This is a genomic window from Hymenobacter sp. DG01 (assembly GCF_006352025.1).
Lineage (GTDB): Bacteria > Bacteroidota > Bacteroidia > Cytophagales > Hymenobacteraceae > Hymenobacter.
On sequence record NZ_CP040936.1, the window covers coordinates 1,410,932 to 1,424,294 of the forward strand.

General features: G+C 61.5%; 13 protein-coding genes. 10 read left to right on the forward strand and 3 right to left on the reverse strand.

The window, feature by feature from the left end; translation table 11 throughout:
• Positions 1–30: 30 nt before the first annotated feature.
• From FGZ14_RS06025 to FGZ14_RS06035, 3 genes are all read left to right on the forward strand, one after another.
• On the forward strand, positions 31–579 hold the full coding sequence (locus tag FGZ14_RS06025) for a DUF4920 domain-containing protein (protein WP_139922212.1): 549 nt from the start codon (positions 31–33) through the stop codon (positions 577–579).
• A gap of 185 nt (positions 580–764) precedes the next feature.
• Positions 765–2,918: an NAD-dependent DNA ligase LigA gene (gene ligA, locus FGZ14_RS06030; RefSeq protein WP_139922214.1), complete on the forward strand. Its 2,154-nt coding sequence runs from the start codon at positions 765–767 to the stop codon at positions 2,916–2,918.
• Positions 2,919–2,998: 80 nt separating this feature from the next.
• Positions 2,999–3,376 carry a rhodanese-like domain-containing protein gene (locus FGZ14_RS06035; RefSeq protein ID WP_139922217.1) on the forward strand — a complete coding sequence of 126 codons (378 nt, stop codon included), beginning with the start codon at positions 2,999–3,001 and terminating at the stop codon, positions 3,374–3,376.
• A gap of 290 nt (positions 3,377–3,666) precedes the next feature.
• Here FGZ14_RS06035 and FGZ14_RS06040 read toward each other — a convergent pair whose 3' ends face one another.
• Positions 3,667–4,599 (reverse strand): polysaccharide deacetylase family protein, encoded by a 933-nt coding sequence (locus FGZ14_RS06040; RefSeq protein WP_139922219.1) that lies wholly within the window; start codon positions 4,597–4,599, stop codon positions 3,667–3,669.
• Positions 4,600–4,725: 126 nt separating this feature from the next.
• Here FGZ14_RS06040 and dapA point away from each other — a divergent pair, with 126 nt between their 5' ends.
• Both dapA and FGZ14_RS06050 read left to right on the forward strand, forming a co-directional pair.
• Positions 4,726–5,598, forward strand: coding sequence for a 4-hydroxy-tetrahydrodipicolinate synthase (gene dapA, locus FGZ14_RS06045; protein WP_139922221.1), 873 nt, complete (start codon positions 4,726–4,728; stop codon positions 5,596–5,598).
• 192 nt (positions 5,599–5,790) lie between these two features.
• Positions 5,791–6,345, forward strand: a complete 555-nt coding sequence (locus tag FGZ14_RS06050; protein ID WP_139922223.1) for a VOC family protein — start codon at positions 5,791–5,793, stop codon at positions 6,343–6,345.
• A gap of 32 nt (positions 6,346–6,377) precedes the next feature.
• Here FGZ14_RS06050 and FGZ14_RS06055 read toward each other — a convergent pair whose 3' ends face one another.
• Entirely contained in the window at positions 6,378–7,115 is a 738-nt protein-coding gene (locus tag FGZ14_RS06055; protein ID WP_139922225.1) for a (Fe-S)-binding protein, read from the reverse strand.
• Between the two features lie 148 nt (positions 7,116–7,263).
• Positions 7,264–8,118, reverse strand: coding sequence for a hydroxymethylglutaryl-CoA lyase (locus tag FGZ14_RS06060; RefSeq protein ID WP_139922227.1), 855 nt, complete (start codon positions 8,116–8,118; stop codon positions 7,264–7,266).
• Between the two features lie 320 nt (positions 8,119–8,438).
• Here FGZ14_RS06060 and FGZ14_RS06065 point away from each other — a divergent pair, with 320 nt between their 5' ends.
• The 5 genes from FGZ14_RS06065 to FGZ14_RS06085 all read left to right on the forward strand — a co-directional run bounded on the left by FGZ14_RS06065 (position 8,439) and on the right by FGZ14_RS06085 (position 13,318).
• Complete coding sequence (locus FGZ14_RS06065; RefSeq protein ID WP_139922229.1) at positions 8,439–9,773, forward strand: M23 family metallopeptidase; 1,335 nt, start codon at positions 8,439–8,441, stop codon at positions 9,771–9,773.
• 312 nt (positions 9,774–10,085) lie between these two features.
• Positions 10,086–10,568, forward strand: coding sequence for a thioredoxin family protein (locus FGZ14_RS06070; RefSeq protein WP_139922231.1), 483 nt, complete (start codon positions 10,086–10,088; stop codon positions 10,566–10,568).
• Between the two features lie 93 nt (positions 10,569–10,661).
• Positions 10,662–11,711, forward strand: a complete 1,050-nt coding sequence (locus FGZ14_RS06075) for an FAD:protein FMN transferase (protein WP_139922233.1) — start codon at positions 10,662–10,664, stop codon at positions 11,709–11,711.
• Between the two features lie 25 nt (positions 11,712–11,736).
• Positions 11,737–11,976, forward strand: coding sequence for a DUF4266 domain-containing protein (locus FGZ14_RS06080; protein WP_139922235.1), 240 nt, complete (start codon positions 11,737–11,739; stop codon positions 11,974–11,976).
• Between the two features lie 43 nt (positions 11,977–12,019).
• Complete coding sequence (locus tag FGZ14_RS06085; RefSeq protein ID WP_139922237.1) at positions 12,020–13,318, forward strand: DUF3570 domain-containing protein; 1,299 nt, start codon at positions 12,020–12,022, stop codon at positions 13,316–13,318.
• Positions 13,319–13,363 lie beyond the last annotated feature (45 nt).

Genomic DNA, 13,363 nt, shown 5'->3' on the forward strand with positions numbered 1-13,363 from the left:
TTTTCCTTTCACCTCTCAGCCTCTCTGATCATGCCGAAGTCCTTCTTATATGGTACCGCATTTGTTCTGCTGGCCCTAAGCCAGCCCTTGAGTGCCAGCGCCCAGAAAAGCAAAGCCAAACCCAAAGAAGCCTGCGACGACAAGGCGGAAACAGCTGCTCAGGCCAAGGCCGCAACCCAAGCCCCCGGCAGCATTTACGGCGCTAGCTTTGCCGCCGCCGACGCCCGCCCCATAAGCGAGCTGCGCCAGCTCCTGGGTACCCGCGACTCGGCCCAACTGAAGCTGGTGGGCACGGCCGAGGCGGTGTGCCAGGCCAAAGGCTGCTGGCTTACCATGGCTATGCCCGACGGCCAGAAGGTGCGCGTGCGCTTTAAGGATTACGCTTTCTTCGTGCCCAAAGACATTACCGGCCGCCGGGTGGTAGTAAATGGCTGGGCTCACCGCGAGGTAGTATCGGTGGCCGCGCAGCAGCACTACGCCCAGGATGCCGGCAAATCGGCCAAGGAAATTGCGGCCATCACCCGCCCCCAGGAGCAGCTCAACTTTGAGGCCGACGGGGTGCTGATTGAAGGCAAATAACCTAGCTTTTCAGGCGCCGGCCTGATTCACTAAGACTGTATTTGGGCAAGCCCGTCTGCTAACTCCAGGCGGGTTTGCTCGTTCACAGACTCACATAAAGCCGTAGCTTGCAGTCCTGAAATCGGGCGGGCAGCCAGGGCTTTGCCCTCCGGCCGGCGCTTGTACCTGTGCTCCAACTTCTTCCCATGACGACCGACATCCAGCAGCAGATAACGGCCCTCACCGAGCGCCTCCACCACCTCAACTACCAGTACTACCAGCGCGATATTTCCGAAGTACCGGACCAGGAGTTCGACCAGATGCTGGCCGAGCTGGCCCGCCTGGAGCGGGAGTACCCACAGTTTGCCCACCCTAACTCGCCCACCCAGCGCGTAGGAGGCACCATTACGAAGCAGTTTCCCACGGCCAAGCACCGCTACCCCATGCTAAGCTTGGGCAATACCTACTCCGAGGCCGACCTGCGCGAGTTCGACGAGCGGGTGCGTCGGGGCCTGGAAGGGGCTGATCTGCATTACGTCTGTGAGCTGAAATTCGATGGGGTAGCCATGAGCCTGACCTACCAGGAAGGCCAGCTAACCCAGGGCGTGACGCGCGGCGACGGCACCCGCGGTGATGTAGTCACCAGCAACGTGCGCACCATCCGGACCCTACCCCTGCACTTGCGCGCTGAGGGTCCTACCCAGCCCCCGGAGTTTGAAGTGCGCGGGGAAGTATTTATGCCCCTGCCGGTTTTTGCCGAGCTGAATGCCGAGCGGGAAGCCAACGGTGAGGCCCTGCTAGCCAACCCGCGCAATGCCGCCAGCGGCACGCTCAAGCTCCAGGACTCGGCGCAGGTGGCGGCCCGCAAGCTGCGCTTCTACGCCTACTCCTTCCTGATGCCGGGGCGCAACCAGTTTCCTACCCATAGCGCCTCGCTGGAAGCCCTGCAAGCCTGGGGCCTGCCTGTGTCGGATACGTGGCGTTTGTGTGGCACTATTGAGGAGGTGCTGGATTTCGTGCATGAGTGGGAGAAAAAGCGGTTTACGCTACCCGTTGCTACCGATGGCATCGTAATTAAGGTAGATGATTTCCGCCAGCAGGAGCTGCTGGGCTTCACCGCCAAAAGTCCCCGCTGGGCCATTGCCTACAAGTACCCCGCCGAAGCCGCCCGCACCCGCCTCAACACCATTCAGTACCAGGTGGGCCGCACCGGCGCTGTAACGCCCGTTGCCCTGCTCGATCCGGTACCCTTGGCCGGCACGGTGGTGAAGCGCGCCTCGGTGCACAACGCCAACCAGATTGCCGCCCTCGACCTTCGCCTCGGCGACTTAGTGTTTGTGGAGAAAGGCGGCGAAATCATTCCCAAGATTACAGGCGTTGATTTTGCTTCGCGCCCCGCTGATGCCGTTCCTATTGTGTACCCCACTGAGTGCCCGGCCTGCGGCACTCCGCTAATTCGGCCCGAGGGGGAAGCCCACTTCCGCTGCCCCAACGATCGGGGTTGTCCGCCCCAGCTCAAAGCCAAGCTGGAGCACTTCGTGTCGCGCAAAGCCATGAACATCGACGGGCTGGGCGCCGAAACTGTGGGCCGCTTCTTCGACCTGCGCCTGGTGACCAACGCCGCTTCCCTCTACGATCTGCCGGCCAAGGCCCACGAGCTAGCCCAGTTGGAACGCATGGGCGAAAAATCGGTGCAGCGCCTCACTACTGGCCTGGAGCAGAGCAAGCAGGTACCCTTTGATCGGGTGCTGTTTGGCCTGGGCATCCGGTACGTGGGCGAAACCGTGGCTGAGAAGCTGGCCAACCACTACCGTACTGTTGATGCGCTGGCGGCGGCTTCGGCTACGGAGTTGGCGGCCGTGCCGGAGGTAGGCGGGGTTATTGCCGAGTCGGTGGCTGCGTGGTTTCAGGAGCCAGAGAACCGGCAGCTGGTAGAAGGCTTGCGGGCCGCCGGCGTGCAGCTGGCCCTGACCGGCGAAGCGCCCCAGCCCGTGAGCGACCGGTTGGCCGGCCTTACGTTTGTGCTTTCCGGAGTATTTGAGCAGCACAGCCGCGAGGAGCTGCAGCACCTGATTCAGCAAAACGGCGGCAAGATTACGGGCAGCATCAGCAAAAAGCTCAGCTACCTGGTAGCCGGCGACAAGATGGGCCCTGCCAAGCGCGAAAAAGCCACCGACCTGAAAGTGCCCATCATCACCGAAAACGAGCTGCTAGCCATGATTCCAACCAGCCTCGATGCTACCGACGCCGTGCTGGACCAAATCCTGGGTGCTCCGGCTACCGAAACCTCGGCGGCTTCGGAGGAAACCCTACCCCCCGCTCCTTCTTCAAACCCCGGACAGCAGGGCACGCTTTTCTAATCGATTTTGTCCGTTGCGTGGGGTAGCAACTTCCCGGAGAAGCTGCCTCAGCTTGTTCCTTTGATTCTTCTTATTTGCTTATGTCTCTTCGTTTGTTTGCCGCTGCTGCTCTGCTGAGCATCGCCAGCCCCGGCTGCTCCCAAGATGGGGGCCAGTCCATTACGCCGCCGGCTGCCGTGCAGCAGCAACTCAACCAGCCCGGCACCGTGCTGCTGGATGTGCGTAGCCCCGAGGAATTTGCCGCCGGCCACTTGCCCGGCGCTCAAAACCTGGACTACCGCGCCGATGACTTCGCCCAGCAGGTCGCCAAACTCGACCCCAAGCAAAACTACGTGCTTTACTGCGCCTCTGGCAACCGCAGCGGCAAAGCCGCCATCCTCATGCAGGAGAAAGGCTTTAAGCAAGTGGTCAACGCCGGCGCTTACAAGACGCTGCAAGAGAATGGCGTGAAAAAGTAAGGCCTTCCTATCAATACAAAAAGAAGCCAGGGCATCAGCTGATGCCCTGGCTTCTTTTTGTCATTCCGAGCAGAACGGGGAATCTGCGTTAGCAACTCATGGTGACAACTGACTAATAAGACCGTCATGTCGAGCTTGTCGAGACATCTCGCCCGAATCGTTGGGGTAGTAATCCAACATCAGTACGCGAGATGTCTCGACAAGCTCGACATGACAGGTTAGAAGGCAGGATGCTTCGGCTACGCATGAAGTTCTTGTAACTACCTACCAGCTCCGGCATCCCTACCCCCTTAGAAGCTTTGAACCATGCTGTTGTGCAGGGTGCGGGGGCTCCAGTAGCCGCTGGCAATGATGCGGCGAATGGTGTAGAGTGGGTCCTGCTGGTCGCGCTTCTCAGCCAGGATGAAGGCCGCATCCATGCCGCGCTTCTTCAGCTCCGGAATAGCCTCGGGGTTCCAGAGGCCAAAGGGGTAGGCGAAGTAGTTGATTTTCTTGCCGGTAATTTCTTCCAGTTGCTTAGTGGGTTTCTCGATCTGCGTCACCCAATCATTGCCCTGGTATTTCTTTACGTTATGGTGGTCCCAGGTGTGCGAGCCAATCACGTTGCCTTCATCCGAAAGCTGCTTTACCTGCGCCTTGCTCATGTAGTTGGGGCGGCCCAGGCTTACCGTCATGATAAAGTACACGGCCTTGAAACCATACTTGTCCAGCGTGGGGCGGGCCACCGTGAACTGGTCGAGGTCGGTGTCGTCGAAGGTCAGCATCACGGGCTTGCTGGGCAGCGGAGCGCCGGTGGTGAGGTAGGCGAACAGCTGGTCGGGCAGGATGGTGTGGTAGCCCGAGTCGGCCAGCATCTTGATCTGGGCCTTAAACTGCTCTACCGGCACGATGTAGTCCTTGGCTCCTTTGGAGTCCTTGGCGCGCCAGTCGCGGATCTGGTGGTAGCACAGGATGGGCACCTGGGGCCGGGCAATGATGGTAGCGGCGTCGGCGCGCTTGTTGGCCGGGATGGTGGCGGGGCTGCCGCCATTGCCGACACTAGCGGCAGTGGCATTACCGGCAGTGGCAATAGTAGCCGTTTCGGCCGAGTCGGCGGCCAGGGCCGAGGAGGTGGCGGCGTTGCTTTCAGCGGCGGTAGCATTTTTGGCGTCGCTGCAGGCCGTGAGGGCGCCTAGGCTGGCCAGAGAAACCGCGGCCAGCAGCGGGTAATAAGTAAATTTCATGAAGGAGAGAAACGCGGCCGGCACCAGGGGAACCGTACTTTTGAAAGAAACGGGCCGACCTTCGCCGCTGGTATTGTACCTTCGCCGCGGGTCTTCCCTCCTACAAATCAACCGCTAATTTCCCGCATGGACAAACTCCGTGGCACTGGCGTAGCCCTCGTTACCCCCTTCACTCCTACCCCCGAGCGCGCCGTGGACTACGCCGCCCTGCGCCGCCTCGTCGACTTCACTATTGAAGGCGGCGTGGAGTACCTCGTTATCAACGGCACCACGGCCGAATCGGCTACCCTCACCACCGAAGAGAAGGCCGAAGTGCTGCGCGTAGTGCGAGAGCAGGTGGCCGGGCGCGTACCGCTGGTGTACGGCATCGGGGGCAACGACACGGCCGCTACTGTGCGCACCATCCAGAATACCGACCTGACCGGCATTGTGGCCCTGTTGTCGGCCTCGCCCTACTACAACAAGCCCAGTCAGCGCGGCATCATCGCCCACTACCAACAGCTGGCCGACGCCTCACCGGTGCCCGTGATTCTGTACAACGTGCCCGGCCGCACCAGCTCCAACATGACGGCGGCCACTACCCTTACCCTGGCCCAACACCCCAACATCATCGGCATTAAGGAAGCCAGCGGCAACCTGGAGCAGTGCATTGCCATTGCCGCCGCCAAACCCGATGGTTTCCTACTGATTTCCGGCGACGACATGATGACGACTTCGCTCATCAGCTTCGGGGCTGTGGGCATCATTTCGGTACTGGCTAACGCCTTCCCGCGCCGCTTCTCCGATATGACCCGTGCCGCCCTCCAGGGCGACTTCAAGGCGGCCAGTAAGCTGCTGTTCAGCTTCGTGGAACTGAACCCGTTGATGTACGAGGAAAGCAACCCCGTCGGGGTAAAAGCCGCCCTGGCCGCCCAGGGCCTCTGCGCCGATGCCGTGCGCCTACCCCTGGTAGAGGGCTCAGAGAGCTTAAAGCAACGGATTGCAGCTTGCGCTCAATAGAATACTGCAGGATGTATAATAAGAAAAGGCGGCCTTGTGCCGCCTTTTCTTGTAAGTGGTTATCCGTGCCAGCCATAAGCAAGGCTATGTTCCCTGCTCATGCCTTTGTCTTATTACCCAACTTATGTTGGTAATACGCTTCTGCAAAAACTGAAATATTCACCATAGCGCCCACCAGAAAGCTCCGGACCTTTGTATTACTCAGTTACTTACTCTTTCGGTCGTCCCGAGGTAGCCGACGAGCTTTTTGATACAGCACCAACGGCGGCTTACGGTTCGTCTTACGCGAAAAACACGATGGAAAACACTCAGTTGCCAATGCCAGCCAAAGCACCACACGGCATCAACGGAAAAATGCGCGCCGCCCACGTTGGCCTGCGCACTACCGACTATGCAGGCACCCTGAACTGGTACACGGAAAAACTAGGCTTCCGAATAGTAAAGGAATGGACGGTAGGAAACTTACAGCTAGCGTTCCTGGCGCCGGCCAATGATGACAACTTTTGGCTAGAAGTAGTTTGCGAAGAGACACTGGACTCTACTCCCGAACCGCCCCGCCCCATTACCTCAGGCTTCCATCATCTGTGTCTGGAAGTCGACAATGTGGAAGAAACTCTGTCAGCGTTGCGGGAAAAGGAAGTTCGGGTTATCCGGGAGCCTTTCTCTGTGCCGGCCATTGGCAAGCGCTGCGGGTTCATTACCGACCTGCATGGCAATGTGATTGAGTTTGCTGAGAACATCAACTAACTTCTATCAGACCCTGGCACAGTACTTCCCAATTACCACCCACTAGCCAGCACATCGGCCACGTGCAGGGTTTTGATGGGTTTCTTCTCGCGGCGGATGTAGGCGTCGAGGTGCATGAGGCAGCTCGTGTCGGTGCTGATCAGGTAGTCGGCGCCGGTAGCCAGGGCGTGTTCCACTTTCTGCTCGGCCATGGCCACGGATATAGCTTCGAACTTCACGGCGAAGGTGCCGCCGAAGCCGCAGCAGGTTTCGGTTTCGGCCATTTCCAGCCGCTCCAGGCCCGGAATAGCATCGAGCAGCTGGCGCGGAGCCTCTCGAATACCACACTCCCGCAGGGCCGAGCAGGAATCGTGGTAGGTGTATTTGCCGGCCAGCTGAGCCTTCGGGATGGACGTAACGCCCAGCACTTCTACCAGAAACTCCGTCAGCTCGAAGGCCCGGCGCTGCACCCCATGGTAGCGACCCGAGTCGGGGGTGCCCTCAAACAAATCGGCGTAGGTGTTGCGCACCATGCCAATGCAGGAAGCTGAGGGGCTTACAATGTAGCGCTCCTCCTGGGTCGGGAAGTCATCGAGAAACTTGCGAGCCACCTCGCAGCTCTGCTCCTTGTAGCCTGCGTTGTAGGCCGGCTGCCCGCAGCAGGTTTGGTTGGCGTTGTAGTGCACCCGGCAGCCCACAGCTTCCAGCACTTTCACCATGTTCAGGGCAGTGTGCGGGAACAGCTGATCTACAAAGCAGGGAATAAACAGATCGACTTGAGGAGCTGGCATGGTGTGGAGGGGGAAGTCAGGTAAAACTGGCTGTCATCCTGAGCGCAGCGCAGGACCTTGTTACGGTATCACCAGTCGTTGGTGCGCTTGCTGTTCCCGCGTGATAAGGTCCTGCGCTGCGCTCAGGATGACGGACGGCAAAGTACGGCTAATGCCCTGAAAAAATCTGCTGATTCAGCCGCATGACCTTTGCCAGAGCCGGCTGGTTAAGCTGCGGCCCTACCCCCGCCGCCTGGGCAAACTCCAGGAGCCGCTCGGTGGGCATATTGCCGGTGAGCTGGTCAGCGGCCATGGGGCAGCCGCCGTAGCCGCCCAAAGCCCCATCGAAGCGGCGGCAACCGGCCTCGTAGGCGGCCTGCACTTTTTCGCGCCAGGTGTCGGGGGTAGTGTGCAGGTGGGCCCCGAAGTTAATTTGCGGGAAGGCGGCCGTCAGCTCCCGGAAGGCCGGGCCAACGGTAGCGGGCGTGGAAACCCCGATGGTATCGGAGAGGGCCACGATGCCCACCTTCAGGTTGGCCAGCTTCTGGGTGAACTCGCCGAGCACTTCCGGGCTCCAGGGGTCACCGTAGGGGTTGCCGAAGCCCATGCTCAGGTACACTACCTGCTCCTGTCCGCTGCGGGCGCACAGCTCCTGCATCCGGGCTACGTCGTCGAGAGCCTGGGTTATGCTTTTGTTGGTGTTGCGCTGCTGAAAGGTTTCGGACACCGACAGCGGGAAGCCGATGTAGCGGATCTGCGGGTGCTGGGCGGCGGTTTCGGCCCCGCGCAGGTTGGCCACGATAGCCAGCAGCTGGGTTTGGGTCTGGCTCAGGTCGAGGCCGGCCAGCACCTCGGCGGTATCGGCCAGCTGCGGAATGGCCTTGGGCGACACAAAGGAGCCGAAATCGAGGGTATCAAATCCTACCTGCAGCAGGGCGTTGAGGTAGGCCGTCTTATCGGGGGTAGGAATGAACGTGGGCCAGCCCTGCATGGCGTCGCGCGGGCATTCGGTGAGGTGGAGCATGGGTGGGGAGGTGGTGAAGGTGCGAAGTTGGGAAAAGTGGTGAAATAGTGAGGTGGTGAGTTAGTTGTTCTAGTGGCGCTAGCGGCCCCGATTGCCCGGTAACCTCGGCGTCCCCTACCCCCTTGCAACAACCAAAGCCCCATCGGGGCGGCTGGTCGTTGAATGTTTCATGTTGCCCCTCCGCGGCTACCCTATCTGCGCATACTGAACATTAAACTCACCATTTCACTAGTTCACTATCTCACCGCTCCCCTATCGAACTACTAACCGCCAACTGGGGTTTGTCCTATTACCTACCTCCTATTACCCACTACCCCTTGATGCTACTTCGCTTGCGGACCCTATCGGCCGCGCTGTTCGTCCTATTTCTTACTGCCTGCAGCCAAAGCCAGACGCTGCAGGGAATCTTCCAGCAATCCACTCCGCACGAAGCCTACGCCCGCAAGCTAAAACAGGCCGGCCTGGCTGAAACCGCCCTGGGCCGCGACTGGCTACGGGCCGCCGACCAAGCCCTGCGCGACTCGTTGGTGGTGAAGCTGCCGTTTCAGGAAAGCGGCTTTTTCCCCGCCGACCGGGCCGTGGCCACTGGTCTGCGCTACCTCGTGCGGGCCGGTGAAACCATTCAGATCAGCCTGACGCTGGCGCCCGGCACCCAGGCTCCCAAGGTGTTCGTAGATGCCTTCGAGCTGAGCCCCGACCGTTCTGCTCCCCGCCATCTGGCAGCCGCTGATACCGCTGCCCTCTCATTTCGCTACGTGGCCGAGGCCGACCGCCAGCATGTGCTGCGGGTGCAGCCGGAACTGCTGCGCGGCGGCCGCTACACCCTGCGCATTCGGCGCGAGCCCAGCCTGAGCTTCCCGGTAAAAGGCAAGACCGATGCGGCCGTGGGTTCGTTCTGGGGCATGCCCCGCGACGGAGGTGCCCGCCGCCACGAGGGCATCGATATTTTTGCTCAGCGCGGTACGCCGGCCGTAGCCTCGGCCCACGGCTATATCACCCGCGTCAACGAAACCAAGCTGGGCGGCCGGGTAGTATGGCTGGCCGATACCGACCATAATCAGCACCTATACTATGCCCACCTCGATAAGCAGCTGGTGCAGCCCGGCCAGCGCGTGAAGCCCGGCGATACGCTGGGGCTGGTGGGCAACACCGGCAATGCCCGCACCACCTCGCCCCACCTGCACTTTGGGGTGTACCGCAACGGGGCCGTTGATCCGTTTCCGTTTGTGCGCCGCCCCGATGCGATGCCGCCCGTGCCCAAGGTACTGCCGAGCCGCCTGGGCCAGTGGGTAAGGGCCCGCGAAACCCGCCTCACGCTGCGCCGCATGCCTACTACTACTGGCGTAACGGCCGCCACCGCCACGCGCCCTACCCCCCTGCTGGTGCTGGGCGCTACCGCCGAGTGGCTGCGGGTGCAGCTGCCCACCGGCCGCACGGGGTTCGTGCCGGCCAAAGCTGTGCTGACGGCTACCCCCCTGCGCCGCGAAAACCTCACGCTCCCCACCGATTTGCGGGCCCGCCCCACTGCCGATGCCCTGACCATAGCGGCCCTCCCGGCACAAACCACCGTGGCGGTACTGGGCGAGTACGGCAAGTTCCGGCTGGTGCGCCAGCCTAACGGCCGCACGGGCTGGCTGGCGGTAGCCGCCTCGTAGGGTACGGCAGGCCACACGTAGCCCGGCTTACCTTAGTTCGGTAGATAGTCTTGTTCTTCAGTTACCTCGAGCCGTAAGCGGCAGAAGGCAGGCGGGAAGCGCGGGCTCCCGTTTTTGCTTCTTAATTTTTCTTATAAAAAAGATGACGCGAGGGAGGTTCTTCATCTGTTGCTCATGTAACGGCTAGTAGGTTTGTTGTGGTGATTGGAGTAAAAACGCGGAGTAGTTTCTTGTGGGAAACTGCTCCGCGTTTTCCGTTGTACCCGCCGGGCCGTCTCCCGTATATCGCTGAACATTCCTTTTCTGCCCCTCATGCGCACTCCCCTCCTGCTCCTGATCTGCTCCCTACTGCTGGCAGCGCCCGGCGGCGCAACGCCTCCGGCACCCACCCAGGCGGCGGCTCCGGCCGTGGCCTGGGTTTCTACCCTCGATGCGGCCCTGCAACAGGCCAAAGCCACCAACCGCCCCGTGCTGGCCGTTTTCTCGGGCTCCGACTGGTGCAAGCCCTGCATCATGCTCAAGCAGGAGGTATTCGATCAGCCTGAGTTTACGCGCTACGCCCAGGACAAGCTAGTGCTGGCCCGCTTTGACTTTCCGCGCAGCAAGAAAAACAAGCTCCCGGCCGAGCAAACCCGCCACAACGAGCAGGCCGCGGCCCAACTCAACAAGGAGGGCTCCTTCCCGCTGGTGGTGCTACTCTCGCCCGAGGGCAAAGTGCTGGCCAAAACCGGCTACCGGCCGGGCGGAGCTGCGGCTTACACCAGCTACCTCAGCTCCCTGCTGGCCCGGCGGTAACGGGGCATAGCCCACCAACGGTATTGCGGCCTGTTGCGGTGGCTGGTGCTGCAGTGCGGCCCCTTCGTCCTGACCCTTTGTATTCCCCTCCCTATGCTGTTTAACCTGCGCTTTGCGTGGTTGTGGTGCTTGCTGGTGCTGCCCGCGCTGGCGGTGGGGGCTACCCCTGGCCGCCTACGCAACTACACCAAAGAGGCCCGCCTGATGGGCTCCCACTTCGCCTACACCGTGGTAGCCGATAACGATACGGTGGCCTGGCGGGCCCTGGAAGCTGCCGTGGCCGAAACCCGCCGCATCGACCGGCTCATGTCGTTCTGGGATTCGACCTCCCAGATTACCCAGATCAACCGGGCGGCGGGGCTGCGCCCGGTGGCAGTTGACCAGGAGGTGTTCGATTTGATTAAGCGCACCCTGCGGATTTCGGAGCTAAGCGAGGGCGCGTTTGACATCACTTTTGCCTCGGCCGACAAGATTTACCGCTTCGACCGCCAAGAGCACCCGCTGCCCGCCCCGGCCGTGATGCAGGCCGCCGTGGCCCGAATCAACTACCGAAAGGTGGTGCTCGATCCGGCTCGCCGTACGGTACTGCTCCAAGACAAGGGCATGCGCCTGAATCTGGCCGGGGTGCTGCAGGGCTACGGCATCCGGCGAGCCCGGCTGGTGCTCGACCAGCTCGGTATTAAGGGCGGCCTGCTCAACGGCTCGGGCGATATTCTGTGCTGGGGCCGGCAGGCCGATGGCTCGCTCTGGCGCGTAGCCATCGGCGACCCCGACCACCCGGCCAGTATTTCGGCCTGGGTGCAGGTAACGGACGTAGCCGTGGTAACAGCTGGCAACTACGAGCAGTATTTCACCGCCCAGGGCCGGGTCTATGGCCACATCATCAACCCCGCCACCGGGCTGCCGGCCACGGGGCTGCGCTCGGTTACCATCATCTGCCCCGATGTGGAGCTGGCGGACTGCCTGGATGAGGTGGTGTTTGTGAAAGGACCCGAGGCCGGGCTGGCTTTCATCAACACCCTGAAAGGCGTTGACTGCACGCTGATTACCGACGACAACCGCACCCTGGTTTCCAGGAACATGCAGATTAATTACTACCGCGGCAACGCCCTGGCCCAGCCGGGGTCGGCGGCCCGGCCCTGATTTTGCGCCCTAACTCCCCTCTGCCATGACTCCGCATCTTTATTTCCTACCCCGCCCCGCGCTGCTGGCCCTCGGGCTGCTGGCTGCGGCGGCGCTGCCCGGCTGCGTGTCGGTGGCGGCCTATCAGAAAGCCTACCTCAACGATGAGGACATGAAGCTGGCCAACAAGCGGGTGGAAGTGTACGAAACCAACTTTGAGTCGTACCGCGAGGGTGCCGGCGGCGCCAACGGCGGCAAGGTGGGCGGGGGCTGCGGCTGCAACTAGCGGCCTTTGCTTTTTATTTCTGATCCTGTCCTTCTCCCCTTATATGAGCAATACAATTACGTCTGTAGCTAGCCGGCTCCGGCCGCTCCTGCTCTTGCTGGCGCTGGGCCTGGCCCCGGTTGGGGCCTGGGCCCAGGGCGGCATCACCCCTAACCGGGTTGACGGCTACGGCGTGCCTGCCACGCCCACCAGCACCAACACCAGCCACGCTCCCGGCGAAACCGAAGTCAACATCCTGACCAGCTACTATGAGCAGGATGGTATTCACGGGGCTGTGCAGGGCGGGCGCGGCACCGAGAAGCTCACCGACATTACGCCCACCATCATCCTGAATATTCCGCTGGATACGGCAAGCCTGTTTTCGGCCAACATCGGGGCCGATTTCTACGCCTCCGCGTCCACCGACCGCATCGACGGGGTAGAGGGCCTTTACCTTTCCACGCCCTCTTCCCACGACACCCGCTACCACGCCGACCTGGGCTACACCCGTCAGAACACGGCCAAACGCCGCACGGTGGGCTTTGGCGGGGGCGCCTCGAAGGAATATGACTACCTCTCCCTCAACGTGGCGGGCTCCTGGGCTCAAACCTCTCGCGACGGCAACCGGGAGTTTAGCGCGGCGGGGCAGGTTTTCTTCGATAAGGCCAAGCTGATTTACCCCGTGGAGCTGCGCACAGGCCAGCAGCTGGTGCCCACCGACCGGCGCCAGAGCTACAATTTGTCTTTGGTGCTCTCGCAGGTGCTCACCCAACGCCTGCAGGTGGCCCTGAGTACTGAGCTGGTGTACCAGCACGGGCTGCTGAGCACCTCGTTTCACCGGGTGTACTTCCGCGACGCGCCCAATCTGGTGCGGGTAGAGCAGCTACCCCAGAATCGCATCAAATACCCTGTGGGCCTGCGCCTGAGCTACTATGCCACCGACTTGGTGCAGCTGCGCGCATACTACCGCTACTACCAGGACAACTTCGACATTCGGGCCCACACCCTGGAGCTGGAAACGCCCCTGAAGCTGACGCCCTTTTTCGTGCTCTACCCCTTCTACCGCTACCATACCCAAACGGCGGCCCACTACTTTGCCCCCTACGCCCAGCACCTGGCCACCGATGTTTTTTATACTTCCGACTACGACCTGTCCTCGTTTTCGGCCAATAAGTACGGGCTGGGACTGCGCTACTCGCCCGTGTATGGGCTGGGCCGCTTCAAAACGCCCTTCCACCACGCCCAGGGCGCCCGCAAAGTGGCCAAGTTCAAGGCCCTGGACGTGCGCTACGCCCACTACCAGCGCAGCAACAACTTCACAGCGAACATCATCAGCGCCGACCTTTCATTTACCATGCCCTAGCCGCCGCCAGGTTTTAGGGCCGGAGCCGGGCACAAAAAAGCCGCC